This window comes from Alcanivorax sp. DG881 (assembly GCF_000155615.1).
Classification (GTDB): domain Bacteria; phylum Pseudomonadota; class Gammaproteobacteria; order Pseudomonadales; family Alcanivoracaceae; genus Alcanivorax.
This window is the reverse complement of sequence record NZ_DS989915.1, coordinates 3,230,353-3,253,261: the sequence shown is the minus strand read 5'-3', so window position 1 is coordinate 3,253,261 and position 22,909 is coordinate 3,230,353. Positions and strand designations below refer to the sequence as shown.

Genomic DNA, 22,909 nt, shown 5'->3' with positions numbered 1-22,909 from the left:
TGACTCAATCCCCTATCGGATTTTCAGGGTCGCCAGACCCACCAGTACGAGAATCACGGTGATAATCCAGAACCGCACGATGATCTTCGGCTCCGGCCACCCCTTCAGTTCAAAATGGTGATGAATGGGGGCCATGCGGAAAATCCGCCGACCGGTGAGCTTGTACGAGCCCACCTGCAACATCACCGATACCGTTTCCATCACGAACACACCGCCCATGATGAAAAGCACAATTTCCTGGCGCACGATCACCGCCATCACGCCCAGCACCGCCCCCAGGGACAACGCGCCCACATCGCCCATAAACACCTGGGCGGGATACGCGTTGAACCACAGGAAACCGAGACCCGCACCACACAGGGCAGCAGAGATAATCACCAACTCGCCAGCACCGGCCACATAGGGAATCTGCAAGTAAGTCGCAAATTCCGTATGCCCCCCGGCGTAGGCAAAGATGCCCAGGGCGCCACCCACCAGTACGGTGGGCATGATGGCCAGGCCATCCAGACCGTCAGTCAGGTTCACCGCGTTGCTGGTGCCGTTAATCACAAAATAGGTGAGCACGATGTAGAACCAACCCATGTTGATGGCCACGCTTTTGAAGAAGGGCACGATCAACTGGGTTTCCACCGGGCTTTGCGCGGTGAAGAACAAGGCACAACCGGCACCAAGCGCACCCACTGACAACCACAAATATTTCCAGCGGGCGGGCAAGCCGCGCGGGTTCTTTTCCACCACCTTGCGCCAGTCATCCACCCAGCCCACGGCGCCGAAAATAAACAGCACACCCAGGGTGATCCACACAAACCGGTTTTCCAGATCGCCCCACAACAGGGTGGAAATAACGATGGCCACCAGAATCAGCGCGCCGCCCATGGTGGGGGTACCCGCCTTGCTCAGGTGACTCTTCGGACCATCGTCACGAATGGCCTGGCCCACCTGCTTTTCCTGCAGTTTGCGGATCATGATCGGGCCGACCCAGAACGCGATGAACAACGCCGTCAGCACACTCAAGATGCCGCGCAGGGTGATGTACTGCACCACCAGAAAACCGCTGTGGTATTGCGCCAGATATTCCGCCAGCCAAAGCAGCATCAGCGTGCCCCCTCTGTGTGTGTGCGTTCCTGTGTAAGCCGCTGCACCACCGCTTCCATACCGGCGCTACGGGATCCTTTCACCAACACCGTGCCGCCTTGTGCCAGCACCGGAGCACTCCAGCTCGCCGCCTGTTGATAGTCCTCGGCAATTTTTGCTGCTTCGCCATAACCCCGTGCGGCCGCCGCTGCACCAGTCATGGCAACCAAACCGGAAAGCCCGGCCTGACGAGCGTATTCACCCAGTTCCTCTACCAGCGAATCGGCCTGCGGGCCCAACTCGCCCATGGCGCCCAGCACCAGCATTTGTGGTGCCGGCTGCGCAGCCAGCCAATCGATGGCGGCGCGCACTGAACCCGGGTTGGCGTTGTAGGTGTCATCCACCACCGCGCCGGCACCGGCGGCCTGGATATGCATTCGTCCGGGGACCGGTTTCAGTGCTGCCAAACGCGGCAGCACCTGAGGTAAATTTACGCCCAAGGCACGCACCGCCGCGCAGGCCATCAGGGCATTGCTCACCTGATGTGCACCGGGCAGCGGTACCGTCACCGCTTCGCCCAGCGGCTGAAGCACAAACTCCGCGCGATCGCGATGCAGGGCGATATTTTCGGCATACAGGTCGGCACCGGTTCGCGTGCTTTCATCCATGCTGACCCGCACCACCGTCAAACCAGCAGCACGGGCTTTTTCGGCGAAGAAATCCGCGAAGCTGTCATCGTTGTTGATGATCGCCTGACCACCCGGCGTGCAGCCGCCAAAGATTTCCGCCTTGGCATCGGCAATACCCTGCATGGAACCAAAGCCTTCCAGGTGCGCGCCGGTCACGTTAGTAACCAGCACCACCTGCGGGCGCGTCAGCGAACTGGTCCAGGCGATTTCGCCCGGCGCATTGGCGCCCAGTTCGATTACCGCGAAACGATGCTCTGCGCGCAGGCGCAACAGGGTCAGCGGCACTCCCACGTCATTGTTGAAGTTGCCATGGGTGGCCAGGGTACCGTCACCCAGCATGGCCGCCGCCATTTCCTTCACCGTGGTCTTGCCGGCATTGCCGGTGACCGCCAGGCGGGGCAAATCGAACTGGGCGGCATAACCGCCGGCAAGTCGACCCAGGCCTTCACGGCTGTCGGCTACGCGCACAGCGCTTTCGAAACTGTCCTGCTCACGGTCCACCAGTGCCGCAATGGCGCCACCGGTTTTGGCCGAGGCCAGAAAATCATGGGCGTCAAACCGCTCACCGCGTAACGCCGCGAACAAGCAACCCGGTTCGATGGCGCGGGTATCGGTGGCCACCGCATTCACTTTCAGGTCGTCACCCTGCAGGGTGCCGCCGGTCCACTGGGCGACCTGTGACAGCCACATCATTGCGCACCTCCCCGGGCGATAAACGCCTTGCGGGCCAGGTCCCGGTCATCACTGGGGTAACGCACGCCATCGACTTCCTGATAATCCTCATGACCCTTGCCGGCGAGCAGAATCACATCGCCGTCACTGGCCGCTTGCACGGTATCCATTACCGCCTGGGCACGCTCAACAATGGCCTGCACTGACGCTGCATCGGCAAGGCCGGCTCGCATGTCGTCGATAATCTGTTGCGGGTCTTCGCTACGCGGGTTGTCACTGGTCAGCACCACACGATCCGCGCCGCGCTCGGCCACAGCGGCCATTTGCGGGCGCTTGCCGGTATCCCGGTCTCCGCCACACCCCACGATGCAGAACAACCGGCCATGGAAATGGGCGCGGCACGCCTGCAAGGCTTTTTCCAGCCCGTCCGGGGTATGGGCGTAATCAACGATCACGGTGGGACAGCCCGGTTGCTGTACCGGTTCCATGCGACCGGGCACCGCTGTTACCGCCGCCAGCGCGCCACCCAGCGAAGCGGTGCTGATACCCTGGCCATGCAGAATGCCGGCAACGGCCATCACGTTGCTGAGGTTAAAACGACCAAACAGCGGCAGCGTGACCGTCAACGGGTCACCGCCCACGGTCAGTTCGGCGCGCATACCGTCGGCAGTAAAGGTGACAGCGGCACAGCGCACGGTGGCGCCCGGCTGATCGCCGAAGGTGACACAGCGCACGCCATCGGCCAGACAGCCGATCAGCGAATAAGCCGCCGGATCATCGCAATTGATCACCGCCAGCTTGACGCCGTCGCGGGTGAACAGCACAGATTTGGCTGCCAGATAGGCTTCCATGTCCCCGTGGTAGTCCAGATGATCCCGGCTCAGATTGCTGAACACCGCCACCGGTACCGGCGTGGAACCAAGGCGGTGCTGATCCAGCGCATGGGATGACACTTCCATGGCTACACAATCAGCGCCCGCATCGCGCACCCGGGCCAGACCGGCCTGCAGGGTAATCGGATCCGGCGTGGTATGGCCGGTAGTCTGCTCATCGCCTTTCAGGCCCAGCCCCAGGGTGCCAACCAGTGCACAACGGTGGCCCAAGGCATTAAGGGCATCGCGCAGGAACCAGGTGATGCTGGTCTTGCCGTTGGTGCCCGTCACGCCCACCACATTCATGGCCGCACCGGGCTCGCCGTACCAGCGCGCCGCCAGCGTACCCACGCGACGCCCCAGCTCCGGCAGCGCCACGCAGGGCACCGCCTGATCCTGTTGAATCTCAAAGGTTTCTGCGTCCGCCAGCACCGCCACCGCACCGGCGGCAACCGCCTGACTGATAAACTGACGGCCATCGCTGGCCACGCCCGGCACGGCCAAAAACAAATCGCCGGGGGCAACATTACGGCTATCAAGCTGTAGCCCGGAAAGCACAACACCCGCCGCAGAAGCTGGCAGGGTGACATCGGGTAGCAGTTGCTGGAGGGTCATCATGAGCGATCCTCCGCATCCGGGCCGCCGGCCAGCAGCCCGTCGGGCTTGTCCGGTGGCACATGCAGCGAACGCAACACGCCACTCATGATGTTGGAAAACGCCGGCGCGGCGACCAGTCCCCCGTAGTAGGCTTTTCCGCCCGGGTCATCGATTACCACCACGGTGACAATGCGCGGATCCGTTGCCGGGGCCAGCCCGGCAAACAAGCCGATGTAGTTGTCATCGGCATAACCGCCGGCCATCACCTTGTGCACCGTGCCGGTCTTGCCGGCCACCTGATAACCCGGCACCTGCGCACGGCGCGCGGTACCCACACGGCTGACCACGGTTTCCAGCATCTGCACCAACTGCCGGGCCGTTGCCTTGCCAATCACCTGCTCGCCCTGCGGCACGCCATCCACTTTTTTCAGGGTCAACGGCACCTTGACGCCATCGTTGGCGATCACCGCGTAGGCCTGGGCCAGCTGTACCGCAGACACGCTCAGGCCGTACCCATAGGACAGTGCCGCGCGCTCCACATCGCGCCACTTGCTGCGCAGCGGCAGCAGCCCGTTACTCTCACCGGGAAAAGCAATGTGAGTAGATTGACCAAAACCAAAACGCTCCAGATAGCCCGGCAAGGCCAGCGGCTCCATGGCCAGTGCCAGCTTGCTGGTGCCCACGTTGGAGCTCTTGGTCAGCACCGTGGTGATGTCGATGACACCGTAATCCCGGTGATCACGAATGGTTTTGCTGCCCACCCGCAAGGTACCCGGGTGGGTATTGATGGTGGTGGACGGTGTCACCATGCCCATTTCCAGGGCCGCCGCCACGGTAAACGGCTTCATGGTGGAACCCGGCTCGAACAGGTCCGTCACTGCCCGGTTGCGCAGCGCGCCGGTATCCAGATTGCCGCGATTGTTGGGGTTGTAGGCCGGCTGATTGACCATGGCGAGCACTTCACCGGTGCGCACATCCAGCACTACCGCACTGCCACCCTTGGCCTTGAATTTCTGCACCGCGCCGAGTAACTCCCGGTAGGCCAGGTATTGCAGCCGCAGGTCGATGCTCAGGGTAACGTCTTCACCGGGTTCTGCCGGCTCCAGCACTTCAATATCCTGAATCACCCGGCCCAGCAGATCGCGCACCACTTTCTTGCGACCGGAATGGCCGGACAGATGATCTTCCATGGACAGCTCAATGCCTTCCTGCCCCTGATCATCAATATTGGTAAAGCCCACCACATGGCTGGCCACTTCGCCGGCCGGGTAATAACGACGGTACTCTGTCAGCGAATAAACGCCGGGCACATTCAGATTCAACACCGTCTTGGCCGCTTCCGGGGCCAGGCCACGCTCCAGATAGATAAACTCGCGGGATTCATGCCGGCGGACTTTGCGGGCAAACGCTTTCGGGTCGATCACCGGGTTGCCGGCCAGGCGGCCCCACTGATCCTGATGCTCCATGGCTTCGCGGGGATTCACCCACAGCGTCACCACCGGCGTACTCACCGCCAGCGGCTTGCCGGCACGATCACGAATCACGCCACGATGCGCCGCCAACGGCTCCACACGCAGGTTGCGAATGTCGCCCTGGTGCGCCAGATAATCATGCTGAATCACTTGCAGATCCACCGCCCGCACCAGCAACAGACAGGCACACACCGCCCAGAAGCCCAGCACAAAGCGCCAGCGCATCGGGTGATTCGGTTGCCGTGTCTTGCGGGCCTGTTTCTTCATGGCCGGATCAGCACTCTCTCATCGGTCTTAGGTAATTTCATGCCCAGCTTTTCCCTGGCCAGGCGCTCCACCCGGGCGTAGCTGCCCCAGGTGCTATGCTCCAGCAACAACTGGCTCCACTGGCTTTCCAGTCGAGTCTGACGCTGCTGCAAACGTTGACTCTCATCGGTAAAACGGCGCGCCTGATGCACGCTGTAGCTAACTGCCAACGCAGACATCACCACCAGCACCACCAGGGCGCGAATCAACCACGGGGCGGCCATCAGGCCACCTTCTCCGCCACCCGCAACACCGCACTGCGCGAGCGCACATTCACTTTCAGCTCTGCCTTGCTGGCGCGCATGGCCTTGCCCACCGGCTCCAGCCGTTGAGGCATCTCATTGCCCAACGGCAAACCGCCACGCCCTTTCGGCGCTCGGCCGGAATGGTCGCGAATAAACAGTTTCACGATCCGGTCTTCCAAAGAATGGAAGCTGATAATGGCGAGACGCCCGCCGATGGCGAGCGTCTCGAGGGACTGTTCGAGCACTTGATTCAGCGCATCCAGTTCCCCGTTTATATGTATTCGCAGCGCCTGAAAGCTGCGCGTGGCCGGGTGCTTGCCCTGCTCATTGCGCCCCAGCACGGACTCGATCAAATTGGCCAGCTGCAGGGTGCGGGTAATCGGCTGCTCTTTACGGGTGTCGCAAATGCGTTTGGCAATCCAGCGGGACTTGCGCTCTTCGCCATAGCGATACAGCACATTGGCAATGTCTTTTTCCGCCGCATGGGACAACCACTCGGCCACGCTTTCGCCCTGGGTCGGGTCCATGCGCATGTCCAGGGGACCATCGCGCAGAAAGCTGAACCCCCGCGCCGCATCGTCCAGCTGGGGTGAAGACACCCCCAGATCCAGCAACAACCCGTCGATCGGCCGGCCCGCCTGCTCCACCACTTGCGGCAGGCAATCAAAACGGTTGGCCACCATATGAAAACGGCTATCACTGGCTGCCAGTTCCTGCCCGGCGGCAATGGCTTGCGGATCACGATCAATGCCGGCCAGACGGCCGTTGTCGTCCAGGCGCGCGAGCAAGGCACGGCTATGGCCACCACGGCCAAAGGTACCGTCCACATAAAAGCCTTCGCTCTGGCTGAACCACATATCCAGCACCTCTTCCAGCATGACCGGCTGGTGTTCGTACTGCGTGTTTTCGGTCGTCATCAGAACGACAGCTCCTGCACACTTTCCGGCAAGGCCGCCGGATCCAGGGTGCCATCCACGTCGGACCAGCTTTCCTCTTTCCAGATCTCGAATCGGTGCATCTGACCGATCAGCATGGCGCGCTTTTCCAGGCTTATCGCCGCCCGCAACTCCGGCGGCACCAGCAAACGGCCATTGCTGTCCATCTCGATTTCAGCAGCCTGCCCCAGGAAGCGTCGCTTGAGCTGGCGCACCTGCGGGTTGGAATCACGCTGCTCAGACAGCTTCTTGGCGGTATCCATGAATTCGGCGCGTGGGTAGAGCGCCAGGCAGTCATCAAACGGGTGCAACGTAAGCACAAGCTGGCCGCCGCACGTGTCAATTAACGACGCACGGTACCGGGTCGGCATGGTTAACCGCCCTTTGGCATCCAGATTGAGTGCTGCGCTCCCAGTAAACACTGGCCGTCCTCTTGCTCTTGGTTATGCGGTTCCTTCCCGGGGCCTTTCGCCCCACTTCGTGACACCTGTCACGACGGAATTCCCACTTTTTCCCACTTTTCACCACATTGAGACACTCTAGGGCCACTGCAAAGCCCAAGTCAAGCGTGACGACACAGGGAAACGTAAAAGAATTTCCAAATAAATCAGCCTGTTAGCTGGCTATTTGAGCAGAGAAGAGGGAGCTGGGAAGCGATAAACGGAAGGAGTTTCGTGACGAATCAGAGCGCTGGGACGCGCAGATGAGAAAGCACTTTAAGTGTTAGACAGATTAGTTATTACTAACTTTATTTATATACCATTATTCACATGACGCATCAGCAATCCGCCGAGGGAAGCCGATAGCTACCGCTATCCAGCAAGTCCACGCCGCACTCCAGCTGCGCCAGCCAGTCAAGAAATCGCCCCACATTGTCATCCTGAAAGTACCCGCCATGCTGGGGCACAATCATCCGCGGCGCGAGCTTGCGCACCATCGCCACCCACAGCCTGCAGGCTCGATTGCTGGCCATATAGCGGCGATGGAATCCCTGCATGCTGTGACAATGATCCGCAAAGTTATCCACCCGCCCTTCTTCCCCGCCCAGGCTGGCGCCCACGTCGCCGGAAAAAAGGATACCGCTGAGCGGATCATAGAAGCTGAAATTGCCCACGGAATGCAGAAAGTGCGCCGGCAACACCCACAGCTCGGTACCGGCAAACGGCAACACCTTGCCTTCGTCGGCAACACCCAGAATACGCGCCTGCAGTTGCTCCCCCATCTTGCCGGTGACATAGGACGATGCCAGGTGCGGCAAGAAGCGGGACCACAGACGACTGACCACCACCTGACAGCGGGTATGCATTAACCAGCGCGGCAGTGATGCGATGATGTCCGGGTCCTGGTGGGACGCCAGGATATACTCCAGCCCGTCCAGATTAACGCGACGACTGAGCGCAATGGTTAAAGGGGTATAGGTGAGATCGCCACCGGGGTCGATCAGCGCGGCCTTATCGTTATGACGGATGCAGAACTGGTTGGCCTGTACCCCCTCGCCCACCACCAGGTCAGCAAAGCGCAGAACCTCATGCCCATTTTCACTACTAAAGAGGGTATCCACCTGTGCCATGCCGAGCTCCGAACTGCGTGAGCGGGCAAGCCTAACGGCGCACGATTATTGAATCATGATCCAGGTCAACAAGGAGAGCGATTGCGAGAAACAAGCAACGAGACACGAAGCCCTTTCAGGTCATCGCACTCGTCGCTTGCGTCACATATGGAAAAAGGTGGACCGGTCGATAAGCCGGGTTCTGTCGTGGACAGTCATTCATCTCGGGTTTGCGTCGCCACAAACCTCTAGCAACCTACCCGGATCCAGCGCGGGCCACGCCAACGGATCCCTATTTGGTCTTGCTCCGGGTGGGGTTTACCCTGCCACCGCTGTTGCCAACGGCGCGGTGCGCTCTTACCGCACCTTTTCACCCTTACCGATTCCGACACAAGGACGGAACAGGCGGTATCTTCTCTGTGGCACTAGCCGTAACCACACCGTTCCCAGTGTGGCCCCCAGGCGTTACCTGGCACCCTGCCCTGTGGAGCCCGGACTTTCCTCCAACGGCCATCCTTAAAAAGAATCGCCGCCAGCGACTGCCTAACCGGTCCGGGGCGGAGTCTAAACAGTTAATAATTAATAGTGAATAACTAATAGCTGCGCGGACCAGGTTTTCTGATCTTGAAGCGCAAAAGGCCACGCGTCCCAAAGTTGAGCGCAGCCTCTTGTGCCTGAAAAACGACCAAACCGGATCGCAAGTTATTCATTATTAACTATTAATTGTTCATTGCCTCTAACAGCGCATACAGCTCCTGGCGCTTCAGCCCGGTATGGGCCGCCATGATTTTGGCCACCCGTGACACCGGCAACTCAGTCAACAGGCTTTTCGCCAGCGCCTCGTCCTTGTCTGTCCACGACGAAGACTGCGCCACCGGCGACAGCACCAGCACCAGCTCACCGCGCCGCTGGTTGCTGTCCGATGCCACCCAGTCGCAAATCTCACCCACCGGGCCACGGCGAATCGTTTCAAATTGCTTGGTCAGCTCACGGCACAGGGTAATTTCACGATCTTTTTCAACCAGCTCTTTCAGGGTTTCCAAAAAGGACAACACCCGATGAGGCGCCTCATAGATAATACTTGTGACTGACAGGGCCGCCAGGCGCGCAATGGCTTGCTGACGCGGCGCGCCCTTGGCTGGCACAAAGCCTTCGAACAGGAAACGATCGGAGGGCTGCCCCGCTGCCGCCAGCGCAGCCAATAACGCTGACGCGCCAGGAATCGGCACTACATTTACCTGGGCCTCCTGGCAGGCGCGCACCAGCCTGTAGCCGGGATCACTAATCAACGGCGTCCCCGCATCACTGATCAGCGCCCCCTGCTCGCCACCCTGCAACCGCGCCACCAACTCATCGCTGCGCTGGCTTTCATTATGATCATGGCAACTGATCATGCGGCTGCGAATACCCAACTGATCAAGCATCCGCTGACTGTGCCGGGTATCCTCCGCGGCAATCCAGTCCACCGCCGCCAGTACGTCAATTGCCCGACGGGTAATGTCATCCAAATGACCGATCGGAGTACTGACAATAAACAAAGTCCCGCTCATATTCGTGCACTACTCAAGTGTTAAGACGCCCGGAAAGCGCCTACAATAGCCGCTTCATTCTGGTAATACGAACCTCGCCATGGAATTTAGAAAGGCTTATCTGGCAGCATTTCTGGCTGCCGCTGTTGTGGCCGGCTGCTCCACCACCCCTTCATCAAAGACCAAGGTCTATGAAACGCCCGCCGTTGCCACGCCCCGCGCACCGACAGAGGCGCCCGCTGCGCTTTCTGCCGCCCGCAACCAACTTGCCGGCATGGATGCCGACGAACGCATTACCTCAACGCTGTCCTGGGCCTCTACCTATCTGGGCGAAAAACGGGCCGCCGATGCAAACCAATTGCTCGCGGACCTTAACCCCGGACAACTCAGCAGTGAGCAGCGTTTCACCTGGTTGCTACTCAGTGGCCGCGCCCAGCTCGGCCAACAGCAAGCGGACAAGACCCTGACGCTGCTGCAGCAATACCAGGACGAAATACTGCAATATCCCGCCGAGCATCAGGCCCAACTGGATCTGTTGCGCGCCGACGCCCTGGCCATGCAAGGCAAGCTGCTGGACAGCCTGCAGCAACGCGTCGCCGCGCACCCGCTACTCAGCGATGATGATCAGGGCTACAACCACAACATGATCTGGCAACTGCTGATGCAGCTGCCCAACACCGATCTGGCCGACGCCATTGACGGTAGCAGTGGCGATCTGCGTGGCTGGCTGACACTGGCCCAACTGTACCGCGACCCCATTGCCGACCTGGATGCCCAGGTGACCCGCCTGAACCAATGGAGTGCCCAGTGGCGCACCCACCCGGCCATCGACGATGTGCCACAAATGCTGGAAGCTCTGGAAAAAGCCGCCAGTCAGCGCCCCAGCCAGGTCGCCATCCTGCTGCCAACCACCGGCACACTGCAAACTGCCGGCAAGGCCCTGCAGGAAGGTATTATGACCGCCTTCTACCAACAGCAGAAAAACGGCCAGCCGCCGACCCTGCGTTTCTACGACTCCGGTGGCGACGATGTTCTCGCCGTGTACCAGCAGGCCGTGGCCGATGGCGCCGATTTCATTCTTGGTCCCCTGGCCAAGGACAAAGCCGCCACCATTGCCGCCCAGGGCACACTGCCAGTGACCACCCTGGCACTGAACTACATCGACACCGACAACCGCGCCGACAACTTTTTCCAGTTCGGCCTGGCCCCGGAAGATGAAGCTCGCCAGATCGCCAATCATGGCGCCCGCAGTGGCGCCTTGCAGGCCGGCATCCTCTACCCGGAAGGGGAATGGGGCGACCGCGTTGCCCAGGCCTTCGTCGATCGCTGGCAGGAACTGGGCGGCTCAGTCACCATCACCCGCACCTACCAGGAAGGGCCCAGCATAGGGGAAACCGTCAAGGAAATGCTGCTGGTAGCACAAAGCCAGAAGCGCGGTAATGCGGTCAGCCGTTTCACCAGCCTGAAGATGGATAACCAGCCTCGCCGTCGCCAGGACATGGATTTCCTGTTCCTGCTCGCCGACCCCAATCAGGGGCGCCAGGTGAAACCGGCCCTGAATTTCCACTACGCGAAAGATTTGCCCGTCTACGCCACTTCCCTAATCTACAGTGGTGAAGACCCGCGCCGGAATCAGGATCTGAACGGCATCCGCTTTGTGGATATGCCCTGGATTCTCTCCGACGATAACCAGGCCCTGCACGACGCCGCCAACGAACAATGGCCGGACGGGCATGGCCGCTACGAGCGCCTGTTTGCCATGGGCATCGATGCCTATCGGCTGCAGGGCCGTCTATACCTGCTGAATGCCCTGCCTTCCAGCAAGCTCCCCGGCGTGACTGGCCGGCTGCATATGGAGAACCAGCGCATCATTCGCCAGCTTAACTGGGCCGTCTTCGTAGGCGGCAAGGCACAGACGCTGCCACAAGTAGCCGAACCAGGCCAAAACAGCTCCCGTGCCATTACTTCGCAGTAAAAAAGACACCGGCCGCGACGCGGAAAAACGTGCCGCGAAATGGCTGGCTGAACAGGGACTGACCGTTGTGGAGCGCAACTTCCACTGCCGTCAGGGGGAAATTGATCTGATCCTGCTGGATCAGGACACCCTGGTCTTCACCGAAGTGCGCTGGCGCAAACACCAGAGCCATGGTGGCGCGCTCGCCTCGGTGGATCAGCATAAACAACGGCGACTGATCAACGCGGCCCAGCACTTTCTGGCCCGCCACCCGGAACATCATCACCGGCCCTGCCGCTTCGATGTACTGGGCATGGAACCGGGCAGCCAGCAGGCTGTCCTTTACCAATGGATACAAAACGCCTTTTATAGCGAATAAGCTACACAGCAGAATGTGAAAGATTGAGCGACCCTGAACTCAGCGAACAGGACATTGAAGGGACAATTTATGAGCGTGGACCGTATCCGGCAACTGTTTGCCGAAAGCATCGAAACCAAAGCAAAAGCCGGCGAAGTACTGCCTACCGTGATTGAAGCCGCAGGCCAGGCCATGGTCGAATGCCTGCTCAACGGCGGCAAGATCCTCACCTGTGGCAACGGCGGCTCCGCTGGCGACGCCCAGCACTTCTCTTCTGAGCTGCTTAACCGCTTTGAAATGGAGCGCCCGGCGCTGCCCGCCATCGCACTGACCACAGACTCGTCCACGCTGACCTCCATCGCCAATGATTACAGCTACAACGAGATCTTCTCCAAGCAGGTCCGCGCCCTGGGCGGCAGTGGCGATATCCTGCTGGCAATTTCCACCAGCGGAAACTCCGCCAATGTGATCCAGGCTATCCAGGCCGCCCACGATCGCGAAATGCGCGTGGTCGCCATGACCGGCAAAGAAGGCGGTGAAATGGTCAACCTGTATGGCCCCAACGATATCGAAATCCGGGTGCCCGCCACCTCCACAGCCCGCATCCAGGAAGTGCACCTCCTGGTCATCCACTCGCTGTGCGATTACATCGACCAGCAGTTGTTCGGAGGCCAGTAATGGTCGCACGCTTCATCCGTTTATCGACTCTTGCAACCCTGGCTCTGTTGTTCAGCCTGACCACCGGGTGCGCATCCCTGTCCAAGGGCATGTCCGACCAGCCCACTGACCAGGACCATGGCTCACGGACCTTTGGCGCCTTCGTGGAAGATGGCAACATCGAGCGAAAAGTCGCCGTCAACCTGTCACGGGCCAGCGCCGAGCTGGACGAGTCCCGCATTGTGGTGGTCAGCTACAACGGCAACGTCTTGCTTGCAGGTCAGGTAGCCAATGAAGACCTGGGCACCCAGGCGGAAAATATCGCCAGCCAGGTACGCCATGTGCGCAACGTGCACAACGAACTACAGGTAGTGGGCTCCGGCTCCTTCCTGGCGCGTACCAATGACACTTGGCTCACCAGCAAGGTCAAAAGCCGCCTGCTGATTAACGGCGACGCGCCGGGTTGGCGCACCAAGGTGGTGACGGAAAACGGCGTGGTCTACCTGATGGGCCTGCTCACCCATGCCGAAGCCGATGCAGTGGTCGCCCAGGTACAGAAGGTGTATGGCGTACAGAAGATCGTGAAGATCATTGAATATATAGATTAGGCGCTGCGCGCCGGTAACACGCTTCACGCCCCACGAAGGGAAAACAAAAAGCCCGCTCAATGAGCGGGCTTTTGCGTGTTGCATGCAGCGTGAGGCGTGCTGCGTCTCACTTTCTTACTTTACCACTTTCAGGTGACTGACCTTACCTTTGCCTTCCTCTTTCTTCTCGGGCTCCGGGGTCGTCGGTGGCTCCGGTGGATCCACCGGGTCAAACGCCATGCCCTGCCCGTTCTCACGGGCAAAGATCGCCACCACCGCATTCACCGGCACCCGGATCGTCATGGGCATGCCACCAAAGCGGGCAGAAAAGGCAATTTCATCGTTATCCGCCACGAACTGGGTGACGGCGCGCGGCGCAATGTTCAGCACGATCTGGCCGTCCTGCACAAAGTCCTGCGGCACTTCCACACCCGGGAAACTGGCATTTACCGCCAGGTGGGTGGTCAGGCCGTTATCGCAGATCCATTCGTGGATCGCCCGTATCAGATACGGGCGATTGGAGGTCATTTCGGACATGATTACAGCGGGTTACGCAGTTCGCGCTCGGCGTCCGTCAGGCTGGCCTGGAACGCATCACGATCAAACAGCCGCTCGGCGTAGTCCAGCAGCGGCTTCACCTGCTTGGCAGGCAGCTCAATCCCCAGTGCCGGCAACCGCCACAGGATCGGCGCCACCACACAATCCACCAAGGTGAACTCTTCGCTCATAAAGTACGGCAGCTCGCTGAAGATCGGCGCGGTGGCGATGATCGCCTCGCGCAGCTCCTTGCGACGCTTGTTCAGGCTGGCTTCTTTCTCTTCACCGGCCAGAATCGCATCCACATGGCCACACCAGTCACGCTCCACGCGGTGAATCAGCAGGCGGCTCTGGGCACGCGCCACCGGGTAAACCGGCAACAACGGCGGATGCGGGAAACGCTCATCCAGATATTCCATGATCACCGTGGACTGAAACAAGGTCAGCTCACGATCAACCAGCGTGGGCACTTCGTTGTACGGGTTCAGCGAGGCCAGATCTTCCGGCTTGTTGCTGCTATCCACATCAACGATATCGACCGTGACCCCTTTTTCTGCCAGCACGATACGCACGCGATGGCTGTAATGATCTTCCGGGGAAGAAAAGAAAGTCATTGAAGAACGCTTGGTCACCACACCCATTGTCGAGTCATCTCCGCACTAGTGATCTATAACAGAAACAGGGTAACCGCTTACGCGGATACCCTGTTCAACGCTGGAATCCTACACTGAAGGATCAGTGTACGTCTTTCCAGTATTCCTTTTTGAGCAGGTAAGCCGGGATCAACAGGATGCCCAGGAAGACCAGCACATAAACACCCAGACGTTCACGCTGCGGGCGAATCGGCTCCGCGGTGTAGGTCAGGAAGTTAGTGAGATCGCCCATGGCCTGCTTGAACTCGTCTTCGCCCAACTCTTCTTCCAGGCCCGCCATCACGTGGGGCATACCCACGCTCGGGAACACATGGTTGTTGTAACCGAACGGACGGGACTCATCTTCGTAAAAGTTGATCAGGTACGAATACACCCAGTCGGAAGAACGGTACCGGGTCACCATGGTGAGATCCGGCGGTGCATTACCAAACCACTTCTTCGCGTCGTCCTGGTCCATAGCGTTATGCATCTGGTCACCGAACTTGTCACTGACGAAGTTCAGGTTCTCCATCACCAGCTCTTCCGGCATTTCCAGATCTTCCGCCATGCGGCTGTAGCGCTGGTACTGCAGGGTATGACAACCCAGACAGTAGTTCACGAACAACTTGGCACCGTTTTGCAGGCTAACCTTGTCTTGCAGGTTTACCGGCGCTTTCACCACGTACTCGTTGTGGCCACCGCCAGCCGCGAACGCGACCAACGGCAGGCAGCTGAAAAGAATAACCGCTAGTTTCTTCATCAGTGTCCCCCCGTTACCCGTTCCGGAACCGGCTTGGATTTCTCGAATTTATGCACGAACGGCATGATCAGCAGGAAGTAGCTGAAATAATAGATCGTGCCGAACTGCGCCATCATCGTCTTGCCTGGTGTTGCCGGCTGGGTACCGAAATAGCCCAGCATCAGGAAGTCCAGCACGAAGAGCGTCATGAAGACCTTGCTCCAGATGCCACGATAGCGGATGGACTTCACCGGGTGACGATCCAGCCACGGGATCACGAACAGGATCACGATCGCGCCGCCCATGGCCACCAGACCCCATGCCTTGGAAGACATGATGAAGTCGATGGTTGTGGCACGCAGCATGGCGTAATACGGACCGTAATACCAAACCGGTGCAATATGATCCGGGGTTTTCAGCGGGTTAGCCGGTTCAAAGTTCGGCTTCTCCAGCAGGTAACCACCACCATCCGGGAAGAAGAAGATCACCACGGCAAAGATCATCAGGAACACGATCACGCCCGGCAGGTCCTTCACGGTGTAGTAAGGGTGGAACGGGATGCCGTCTACCGGTACACCGTTTTCATCCTTGTTCTGCTTGATTTCCACGCCATCCGGGTTGTTGGAACCCACTTCGTGCAGCGCCAGAATGTGCAGCACCACCAGGGCAAGCAACACAATCGGAATAGCCACAACGTGCAGCGCGAAGAACTTGTTCACCGTGGCCGTGGACAGCAGGTAATCGCCGCGCACCCAGGTAGTCAGGCCTTCACCGATTTCCTTGGCGTCTGCCGCGCTAATGAACGGCAGCAGATCAAACGGAATCGCGCCCGCCAGGGAGATAATTACCTGGGCACCCCAGTAGGACATGTTGCCCCAGGGCAGCACATAACCGAGGAAGCCTTCGGCCATCAGCGCCAGGTAGATCAGCATACCGAAGATCCACACCAGCTCCCGCGGCGGCTTGTAGGAGCCGTACATCAGGCCACGGAACATGTGCAGGTACACCACAGCAAAGAACGCAGACGCGCCCACTGCGTGCATGTAACGGATCAGCCAGCCCCACTCCACATCACGCATGATGTATTCAACGGAGGCAAACCCTTCGTTGGGAGAGAAGAACATGGTCAGCCAGATGCCGGTGAGCAGCTGGTTTACCAGCACCACGATGGAGAGCACACCAAAGTAGTACCAGAAGTTGAAGTTCTTCGGCGCATAGTATTCGGACATGTGACGCTTGTAGGCGTCCACCACGGGCAGACGGGCATCTACCCAATCGACAACGCGATTCACCATTCCCATCATGCCTTGGTCTCCCCTTCCTCAGAGCCGACGATAACGACAGCTTCGCTCAGGTAAGAATGCGGCGGAACCACCAGGTTGGTAGGTGCCGGAACGCTCTTGTACACCCGGCCGGCCAGATCGAACTTGGAGCCATGACAGGGGCAGAAGAAGCCTCCGTGCTCCAGCTCTACCGTCGGCTGATCCTCAAATAGCGGGGAGCAGCCCAGGTGGGTACAGGTACCGACCAGAACCAGGTATTCCTTCTTGATAGAACGCCATTCGTTCCTGGCGTATTCCGGCTGTTGATCCGCTTCGGACGCAGGGTCACGCAGCTTCTCGTCCAGCTTCGGCAGGGTATCCAGCATATCGTCCGTGCGACGCACCACCCAGATGGGCTGGCCTCGCCATTCTTCCACTACGCGCTGCCCTGCTTCCAACCGGCCAATATCCACTTTTACCGGCGCACCGGCATTTTTGGCTTTGGCACTGGGCTGCCAGGACTTAACGAAAGGTACAGCCACGCCAACGGCTCCTGCGGCACCAATCGCCGAAGTCAAGCCGATCAGGAAAGTGCGGCGGCTGCTATTAACGCCGTCGTTGCTCATTGAGTTATTCTCCCCTTAGATCCCACGCTCGGGGTTAGTCCGAGACTCGAGGTTTATCCTCGCGTTACGGGCGGAGTAAGGCGGCGCAAATGGTAAAGAAAAAGCCCACACCTGACAACCGGTTATTATCCCGACAGAATCGCTAAACACCTGATTTGAACACAAAAAAGCCCAGCATTGCTGGGCTTTTTTGTATAACTGTAGTGCTTGAAGCTTAACGCTTGGAGAACTGCGGACGACGACGCGCCTTGCGCAGACCCACTTTCTTACGTTCCACTTCACGAGCATCACGTGTCACGTAACCGGCACGACGCAGCTGACCACGCAGCTCACCGTCATACTCCATCAGCGCACGGGTAATACCGTGACGGATGGCGCCAGCCTGACCGTTGTTGCCGCCACCGCTAACGGTAACCAGCACATCAAACTTGTCAGTCGCTTCTACCAGCTCCAGCGGTTGACGAACAACCATCTGGTTGGTTTTACGGCCGAAATAGGCATCCAGCGGGCGACCATTAACACTGATCTTGCCACTGCCCGGACGCAGAAAAACGCGAGCGGAAGAGGTCTTGCGGCGACCGGTTCCGTAGTTGGTTTCTACAGTTGCCATCGACAAACCCCTTAAATTTCCAGCTGCTGCGGCAGCTGAGCGGTATGCGGATGCTCAGTGCCTGCGTAAACTTTCAGTTTGCGGAACATGGCGCGGCCCAGCGGGTTACGCGGCAACATGCCCTTGATCGCCTTCTCGATGATCATCTCAGGCTTTTCCGCCTGCAGAGTCGCAAAGTTGGCTTCTTTCAGGCCACCCGGGTAACCGGTGTGACGGTAATACATTTTGTCTGACGCTTTCTTACCGGTAACGGCCACTTTCTCGGCATTGATCACAACAATGTAATCACCGGTATCGACATGTGGAGTAAACTCCGGCTTGTGCTTACCGCGCAGACGGCTGGCGACTTCAGTAGCCAACCGACCCAACGTTTTGCCGGAGGCGTCTACCACATACCAGTCGCGCTTTACGCTTTCCGGTTTTGCGCTGTAGGTCTTCATGGAATTCTGCCCTAAATTCAATATGTTACGGGTAGTAAACACCCGCCGGCGACGGTTACGCCGGGCAAGAGAGCGCGAATTCTACCCAAGCCCCCAAAAGAACACAAGCAGTTCGGGGGCATTTGTTGTCATGACACCGGATGGCCACAAATAAAGCCATGCCCCCTGTGCAAGCAGGTCATTGTGAAGCCGGCGGCGCCATGTTGAGATTGAGCGCGATTCTACACCCTTGCAGCCCCCTGTTTAAAGGAGCAGACAATGCAGTACCGCCGTCTCGGACGCACCGACCTTGAGGTAAGCGCCCTGTGCCTGGGCACCATGACCTGGGGAAGCCAGAACACCGCCGAAGAAGGCCATGCACAGATGGACATGGCGCTGGACTACGGCATCAATTTTTTTGATACCGCCGAAATGTATGCCGTTCCCGCCAGCCCGGACACCTCCTTTCGCACCGAAACCATCATTGGCGAGTGGTTTGCCCGCACCGGGAATCGCGACAAGGTGGTACTGGCCACCAAGGCAGCCGGCCCCGGCGAGTACGTGAAGCATATCCGTGGCGGCCCACGTTTCAGCGCCGACAGCCTGCAAAGCGCCGTTGAAGGCAGCCTGAAGCGCCTGCAGACCGATGTGATCGACGTTTACCAGCTCCACTGGCCCGAGCGCACCACCAATTTCTTTGGCCGTCTGGGCTATAAACACCGGGACGGCGAGGACGGCATTGCCATCAGCGAAACCGTTGCCGGGCTGAAAGCACTGGTGGATGCAGGGAAAATCCGCCACTGGGGCCTGTCCAACGAAACCCCCTGGGGCACCATGCGCTTTATCCATGAAGCAGAAAAAATCGGCCTGGCGCCACCGGTCAGCATCCAGAATCCCTATTCACTGCTCAATCGCAGCTTTGAGGTTGGCCTGGCGGAAGTGGCACACCGGGAACAGGTGGGCCTGCTGGCCTACTCGCCACTGGCATTCGGCATGCTCAGCGGCAAGTACCGCAACGATCAGTGGCCGGAAGGCGCTCGCCTCACCCTGTTCAAGCAGTTCGCCCGCTACACCAACCCCCAGGCTATCGCGGCAACCGAGGCCTATTGTGAACTGGCCAGCGAGCGAGGCATCAGCCCGACCCAACTGGCGCTGCAGTTCGTTACCACACGCCCTTTCGTGACCAGCAACATTATTGGCGCTACCAACCTGGCACAGCTGGAAGAGAACCTGAAAAGCATCGATGTACCCTGGGACAAGGCGCTGGATAAAGCCCTGGAGGCCATCCATACCCGCTTCCCGTATCCGGCGCCGTAGCAAGAGACGCAGCACGCTTCACGCGGCATGCAGCACGCCGCGTTGAGGCCTGACGCCAACCATAAGATCACCGGGCGAAAAAACGACACAAGCCAATCTTCGGCCTGCGCGACGGCATATCCTGGCCAACTCCCAAGCAACTAAACACCATTGACGCAGGCCGTTTATCCATGCCAATGTTAACACCGTTAACTTGGAGCAACGGATCAGTATGGCACGCACCGCATATCACCACGGCGATCTCCACCAGCAGGCCCACGATCAGGCCCTGGCCGTACTGCGCCTTGAAGGCGACGGTGCCATCAGCCTGCGCGCCATTGCCAAGCAGATTGGCGTCAGCGCCCCTGCGCTTTATCGCCACTATGCGGACCGGGAAAGCCTGCTGGCTGAACTGGCTATCAGTGGCTTTGCCGCTCTGCGCCAGCAGCTGCTTAGCGTGGATCAACATGCGCCCCGCGCAGCGCTGATCGGCATCGGCCTGGCCTATGTGGCGTTTGCTCAATCCGAGCCCAACCTGTACCGACTGATGTTTGGCGGCCGGGTGCTCCCCAAAGGCGCTCACCCACGGCTCGATCAGGCCGGACTCGACGCGTTCAACGTATTGCAGGACACCATCGCCCGTGGCCAACGGGCGGGCTATCTGAAGCCCGCACCGCTCGCGTTGATGACCGCCACCGCCTGGTCGCTGGTTCACGGCCTTTCACAGCTGACCATCGACGGCCATCTGCCCAATGCGGGTGCCGAGCCCCAACTCGCCGAAGGCATCACCAGCCTGTTGCTGGAAGGTGCCATTGCCCCTACTCATAACCATATTGATAACAACGAGGACACCCCATGAGCAGCCCAACTCCCAGCACCCTCCGTGTCGGCCGCCGCTATCGTGCCAAACGACTCAACGGCCCCTATGACGCCATCGTCATCGGTTCCGGCATTGGCGGCCTCACCGCTGCCGCCTGCCTGAGCAAAATGGGCAAGAAAGTGGTGGTCTTTGAGCAGCACTACACCGCCGGGGGCTTTACCCACAGCTATGACCGCAATGGCTACGAATGGGATGTGGGCGTGCACTACATCGGCGACATGGGCGCCGACCACACCATGGCCAAACGCCTGTTCGACCATGTCACCGACGGTGAGCTGAAATGGGCCCCTATGGACGCCAACTACGACCGGCTGTTTATTGGCGACCGCCAGATCGATTTGATGGCCGGCCCCAAGGCCTTCGTGGATAGCCTAAAAAACGATTTCCCGGATGAACATCAGGCCATCGATACCTACATGGGCTACCTCAATCAGGTCGCCAAGGCCCTGCCCGGTGTGACCCTGGCAAAGGTGCTGCCCAATCTGCTGGCCGGCCCCTTCCGCCGCCTGGCCAACCGCAAGGCGCCTGCCTTCCTCAATCGCCCCACCCAGGAGGTGCTCGAAGGCCTCACCGGTAATCAGGAGCTGATCGCCGCCCTTACCGGCCAATGGGGCGATAACGGCCTGGTCCCCACCGAATCCAGCTTTATTATTCACTCGCTGATTGCCCGCCACTATCTTTATGGTGGCTATTACCCGGTCGGTGGCGCCTCGGAAATGGCAAAGACCATCATTCCCGTCATCCAGCAAAGCGGCGGCGAGGTGTTTACCTACGCAGACGTGAAAGAAATCCTTGTTGAGAAAGGCCGCGCTGTCGGCGTGCTGATGGCCGACGGAGAAACCGTCCGCGCCCCGGCAGTGATCAGCAACGCAGGGGTCTACAACACCTTCGGCCCGCTGCTGGCCGATAACGCCCCGCACAAAGCCTTCTACCAGATGAAACTGGGCAACGTGCAGCGCTCCATGGCCAGCGTCTGCCTCTACATCGGCATCCAGGACACGGCGGAAAACCTGCAACTGCCGAAGACCAACTTCTGGATTTATCCGGGCACCGATCACGCCAACCAAGTGGACAACTTCCTCAAGGCGCCGGATGAGCACGACATTCCGCTCACCTATATTTCCTTTCCCTCTGCCAAGGATCCCAGCTTCGAGGCACGCTACCCCGGCCGCGCCACCGTGGAAATTGTCGCGCCCGGTCCGTTCGAGTGGTATGCCGACTGGGCGGACAAGCCCTGGGGCAAACGCGGTGATGATTACGAAGCCAAAAAGGAAGCGTACTCGCAGCGTCTGCTGGAAAAGCTGTACGAGAAGATGCCGCAGCTGCGCGGCAAGGTGGACTACTATGAATTGTCCACGCCGCTCTCCACCGACTACTTCTGCCGTTACAGCACCGGTGAGATTTATGGCCTGGATCACACCCCCGAGCGGTTCGAACAGGACTGGCTGAAACCGAAAACGCGCATCCCCGGCCTGTACCTTACCGGGCAGGACGTGATGACCTGCGGCGTGGTCGGTGCCATGGTCGGCGGCCTGCTTACCACCGTAGCGATCAGCGGCCTGAAAGGCCTGCCGCTGGCCAAGAAAATGTTTGTGGGCTAAGCCATGCATTTGCCGTTCTGGTTCAGCGTTGGCGCGCTCAGCCCTGTGGTGATACCACTGGCACTCTACACCCGCCGCACTACCGTGCGGCTCCCGGAGGCCAGTGGCGAACCCCGGGGGCAATGGGGGCAAGGGGCGCCGGCAACACGCCTGCTGGTCGTCGGCGAGTCCACGGCGGCCGGTGTTGGCACCCTGCATCATCGCCAGGGGCTGGCCAGCCAGCTGGCCCTGCAGCTGCACCAGCACTCCGGCCAAGCCGTCGCCTGGCACACCCTCGGCGTTAACGGCATTCGGCTGGAGGCACTGCTCGCCAACCTTGCCGATATCGCTCTGCCAGAGGTGGATGAGGTTTTCATCAGCATGGGCGTCAATGACACCACCGGGCTAACTTCCCGACGGCGCTACCGGGCAGGGCTACTCCACCTGGTCCAGGCGCTGCGCAAGCAGCACCCGGCTGTCCGCGTCACCCTGCTGGCCGTGCCCCCCATGCACCGCTTTACCGCCCTGCCCATCCCGTTAAGACAACTGCTCGGGTGGCGCGCCAGACAACTGGATCAACAACACCGCCATGTGGTCGCCGACGACAACACCCTGCTCTACCTCGGCTACCCCGCCCTGCAAGACCCCACCCTGCTCGCCGAAGACGGCTACCACCCCAGCGCCAGCGGCTACCGCGCCATGGCACTCGCACTGGCAGAGCAACTGAACAGCCAACAAGGAGCGTGACACCGAAAGGAATACAGAAACAGCAGGAAGGCAAGCGCAGCGAGAAGACAACAGCACGCCCGCGCAGGTCGCATTAGCCGCAGGC

The 22,909-nt window shown here is 59.7% G+C and carries 24 protein-coding genes and 1 other RNA gene; 8 read left to right on the top strand and 17 right to left on the bottom strand.

Going from position 1 to position 22,909, the window contains the following annotated elements; all coding sequences use genetic code 11:
• Nucleotides 1–12: 12 nt before the first annotated feature.
• From mraY to rsmI, 10 genes are all read right to left on the bottom strand, one after another.
• Nucleotides 13–1,095, bottom strand: coding sequence for a phospho-N-acetylmuramoyl-pentapeptide-transferase (gene mraY, locus ADG881_RS14775; RefSeq protein ID WP_007150321.1), 1,083 nt, complete (start codon nucleotides 1,093–1,095; stop codon nucleotides 13–15).
• Nucleotides 1,095–2,456, bottom strand: a complete 1,362-nt coding sequence (murF, locus tag ADG881_RS14770; protein ID WP_039926900.1) for a UDP-N-acetylmuramoyl-tripeptide--D-alanyl-D-alanine ligase — start codon at nucleotides 2,454–2,456, stop codon at nucleotides 1,095–1,097. The genes mraY and murF overlap by 1 nt, the downstream gene beginning before the upstream one ends.
• Nucleotides 2,453–3,925, bottom strand: a complete 1,473-nt coding sequence (locus ADG881_RS14765; protein WP_007148822.1) for a UDP-N-acetylmuramoyl-L-alanyl-D-glutamate--2,6-diaminopimelate ligase — start codon at nucleotides 3,923–3,925, stop codon at nucleotides 2,453–2,455. Before ADG881_RS14765 ends, murF begins: the two co-directional genes overlap by 4 nt.
• A complete protein-coding gene (locus ADG881_RS14760) occupies nucleotides 3,922–5,643 on the bottom strand; it encodes a penicillin-binding protein 2 (RefSeq protein ID WP_007149954.1) in 1,722 nt (573 codons plus the stop codon). Before ADG881_RS14760 ends, ADG881_RS14765 begins: the two co-directional genes overlap by 4 nt.
• Entirely contained in the window at nucleotides 5,640–5,906 is a 267-nt protein-coding gene (gene ftsL, locus ADG881_RS14755) for a cell division protein FtsL (RefSeq protein ID WP_007149822.1), read from the bottom strand. The genes ADG881_RS14760 and ftsL overlap by 4 nt, the downstream gene beginning before the upstream one ends.
• Nucleotides 5,906–6,844, bottom strand: a complete 939-nt coding sequence (rsmH, locus tag ADG881_RS14750) for a 16S rRNA (cytosine(1402)-N(4))-methyltransferase RsmH (RefSeq protein WP_007148528.1) — start codon at nucleotides 6,842–6,844, stop codon at nucleotides 5,906–5,908. The genes ftsL and rsmH overlap by 1 nt, the downstream gene beginning before the upstream one ends.
• On the bottom strand, nucleotides 6,844–7,284 hold the full coding sequence (gene mraZ / locus ADG881_RS14745) for a division/cell wall cluster transcriptional repressor MraZ (RefSeq protein ID WP_039926899.1): 441 nt from the start codon (nucleotides 7,282–7,284) through the stop codon (nucleotides 6,844–6,846). The genes rsmH and mraZ overlap by 1 nt, the downstream gene beginning before the upstream one ends.
• Before the next feature lie 356 nt (nucleotides 7,285–7,640).
• A complete protein-coding gene (locus ADG881_RS14740) occupies nucleotides 7,641–8,432 on the bottom strand; it encodes an MBL fold metallo-hydrolase (protein ID WP_007148308.1) in 792 nt (263 codons plus the stop codon).
• A 154-nt stretch (nucleotides 8,433–8,586) separates the two neighbouring features.
• Nucleotides 8,587–8,966, bottom strand: an RNA gene (gene rnpB, locus ADG881_RS17295) — RNase P RNA component class A.
• A gap of 164 nt (nucleotides 8,967–9,130) precedes the next feature.
• Nucleotides 9,131–9,961, bottom strand: coding sequence for a 16S rRNA (cytidine(1402)-2'-O)-methyltransferase (rsmI, locus tag ADG881_RS14735; protein ID WP_039926897.1), 831 nt, complete (start codon nucleotides 9,959–9,961; stop codon nucleotides 9,131–9,133).
• 79 nt (nucleotides 9,962–10,040) lie between these two features.
• On the opposite strand from rsmI, the gene ADG881_RS14730 reads away from it, so the two are divergent.
• The 4 genes from ADG881_RS14730 to ADG881_RS14715 all read left to right on the top strand — a co-directional run bounded on the left by ADG881_RS14730 (nucleotide 10,041) and on the right by ADG881_RS14715 (nucleotide 13,517).
• Complete coding sequence (locus ADG881_RS14730) at nucleotides 10,041–11,915, top strand: penicillin-binding protein activator (RefSeq protein ID WP_007150929.1); 1,875 nt, start codon at nucleotides 10,041–10,043, stop codon at nucleotides 11,913–11,915.
• Nucleotides 11,896–12,273, top strand: coding sequence for a YraN family protein (locus ADG881_RS17430; RefSeq protein WP_007149337.1), 378 nt, complete (start codon nucleotides 11,896–11,898; stop codon nucleotides 12,271–12,273). The genes ADG881_RS14730 and ADG881_RS17430 overlap by 20 nt, the downstream gene beginning before the upstream one ends.
• A 69-nt stretch (nucleotides 12,274–12,342) precedes the next feature.
• A complete protein-coding gene (locus ADG881_RS14720; protein ID WP_007150375.1) occupies nucleotides 12,343–12,930 on the top strand; it encodes a phosphoheptose isomerase in 588 nt (195 codons plus the stop codon).
• Nucleotides 12,930–13,517 (top strand): BON domain-containing protein, encoded by a 588-nt coding sequence (locus ADG881_RS14715; RefSeq protein WP_007148540.1) that lies wholly within the window; start codon nucleotides 12,930–12,932, stop codon nucleotides 13,515–13,517. Before ADG881_RS14720 ends, ADG881_RS14715 begins: the two co-directional genes overlap by 1 nt.
• A gap of 114 nt (nucleotides 13,518–13,631) precedes the next feature.
• On the opposite strand, the gene ADG881_RS14710 is transcribed toward ADG881_RS14715, so the two are convergent.
• The 7 genes from ADG881_RS14710 to rplM form a co-directional block, all read right to left on the bottom strand.
• Nucleotides 13,632–14,033: a ClpXP protease specificity-enhancing factor gene (locus ADG881_RS14710; RefSeq protein WP_007148786.1), complete on the bottom strand. Its 402-nt coding sequence runs from the start codon at nucleotides 14,031–14,033 to the stop codon at nucleotides 13,632–13,634.
• Nucleotides 14,034–14,035: 2 nt separating this feature from the next.
• Entirely contained in the window at nucleotides 14,036–14,674 is a 639-nt protein-coding gene (gene sspA / locus ADG881_RS14705) for a stringent starvation protein SspA (protein WP_007148462.1), read from the bottom strand.
• Nucleotides 14,675–14,768: 94 nt separating this feature from the next.
• Nucleotides 14,769–15,425: a cytochrome c1 gene (locus ADG881_RS14700; protein ID WP_007149895.1), complete on the bottom strand. Its 657-nt coding sequence runs from the start codon at nucleotides 15,423–15,425 to the stop codon at nucleotides 14,769–14,771.
• Nucleotides 15,425–16,699 (bottom strand): cytochrome bc complex cytochrome b subunit, encoded by a 1,275-nt coding sequence (locus tag ADG881_RS14695; RefSeq protein ID WP_230457885.1) that lies wholly within the window; start codon nucleotides 16,697–16,699, stop codon nucleotides 15,425–15,427. The genes ADG881_RS14700 and ADG881_RS14695 overlap by 1 nt, the downstream gene beginning before the upstream one ends.
• A gap of 5 nt (nucleotides 16,700–16,704) precedes the next feature.
• Nucleotides 16,705–17,292 (bottom strand): ubiquinol-cytochrome c reductase iron-sulfur subunit, encoded by a 588-nt coding sequence (gene petA, locus ADG881_RS14690; protein ID WP_007149851.1) that lies wholly within the window; start codon nucleotides 17,290–17,292, stop codon nucleotides 16,705–16,707.
• A 214-nt stretch (nucleotides 17,293–17,506) separates the two neighbouring features.
• Nucleotides 17,507–17,902, bottom strand: coding sequence for a 30S ribosomal protein S9 (rpsI, locus tag ADG881_RS14685; protein WP_007149663.1), 396 nt, complete (start codon nucleotides 17,900–17,902; stop codon nucleotides 17,507–17,509).
• A gap of 11 nt (nucleotides 17,903–17,913) precedes the next feature.
• Entirely contained in the window at nucleotides 17,914–18,342 is a 429-nt protein-coding gene (gene rplM / locus ADG881_RS14680; protein WP_007150332.1) for a 50S ribosomal protein L13, read from the bottom strand.
• A 258-nt stretch (nucleotides 18,343–18,600) separates the two neighbouring features.
• Here rplM and ADG881_RS14675 point away from each other — a divergent pair, with 258 nt between their 5' ends.
• The 4 genes from ADG881_RS14675 (at nucleotide 18,601) to ADG881_RS14660 (ending at nucleotide 22,824) form a co-directional block, all read left to right on the top strand.
• Nucleotides 18,601–19,638, top strand: a complete 1,038-nt coding sequence (locus ADG881_RS14675) for an aldo/keto reductase (protein WP_007149123.1) — start codon at nucleotides 18,601–18,603, stop codon at nucleotides 19,636–19,638.
• Between the two features lie 211 nt (nucleotides 19,639–19,849).
• The gene (locus ADG881_RS14670) at nucleotides 19,850–20,476 is read left to right on the top strand and encodes a TetR/AcrR family transcriptional regulator (protein WP_007149839.1); all 627 of its coding nucleotides are present in this window, start codon (nucleotides 19,850–19,852) and stop codon (nucleotides 20,474–20,476) included.
• Entirely contained in the window at nucleotides 20,473–22,098 is a 1,626-nt protein-coding gene (locus ADG881_RS14665) for an NAD(P)/FAD-dependent oxidoreductase (protein WP_007148666.1), read from the top strand. Before ADG881_RS14670 ends, ADG881_RS14665 begins: the two co-directional genes overlap by 4 nt.
• A gap of 3 nt (nucleotides 22,099–22,101) precedes the next feature.
• Nucleotides 22,102–22,824, top strand: a complete 723-nt coding sequence (locus ADG881_RS14660) for an SGNH/GDSL hydrolase family protein (RefSeq protein WP_007150883.1) — start codon at nucleotides 22,102–22,104, stop codon at nucleotides 22,822–22,824.
• Nucleotides 22,825–22,909: the final 85 nt, after the last annotated feature.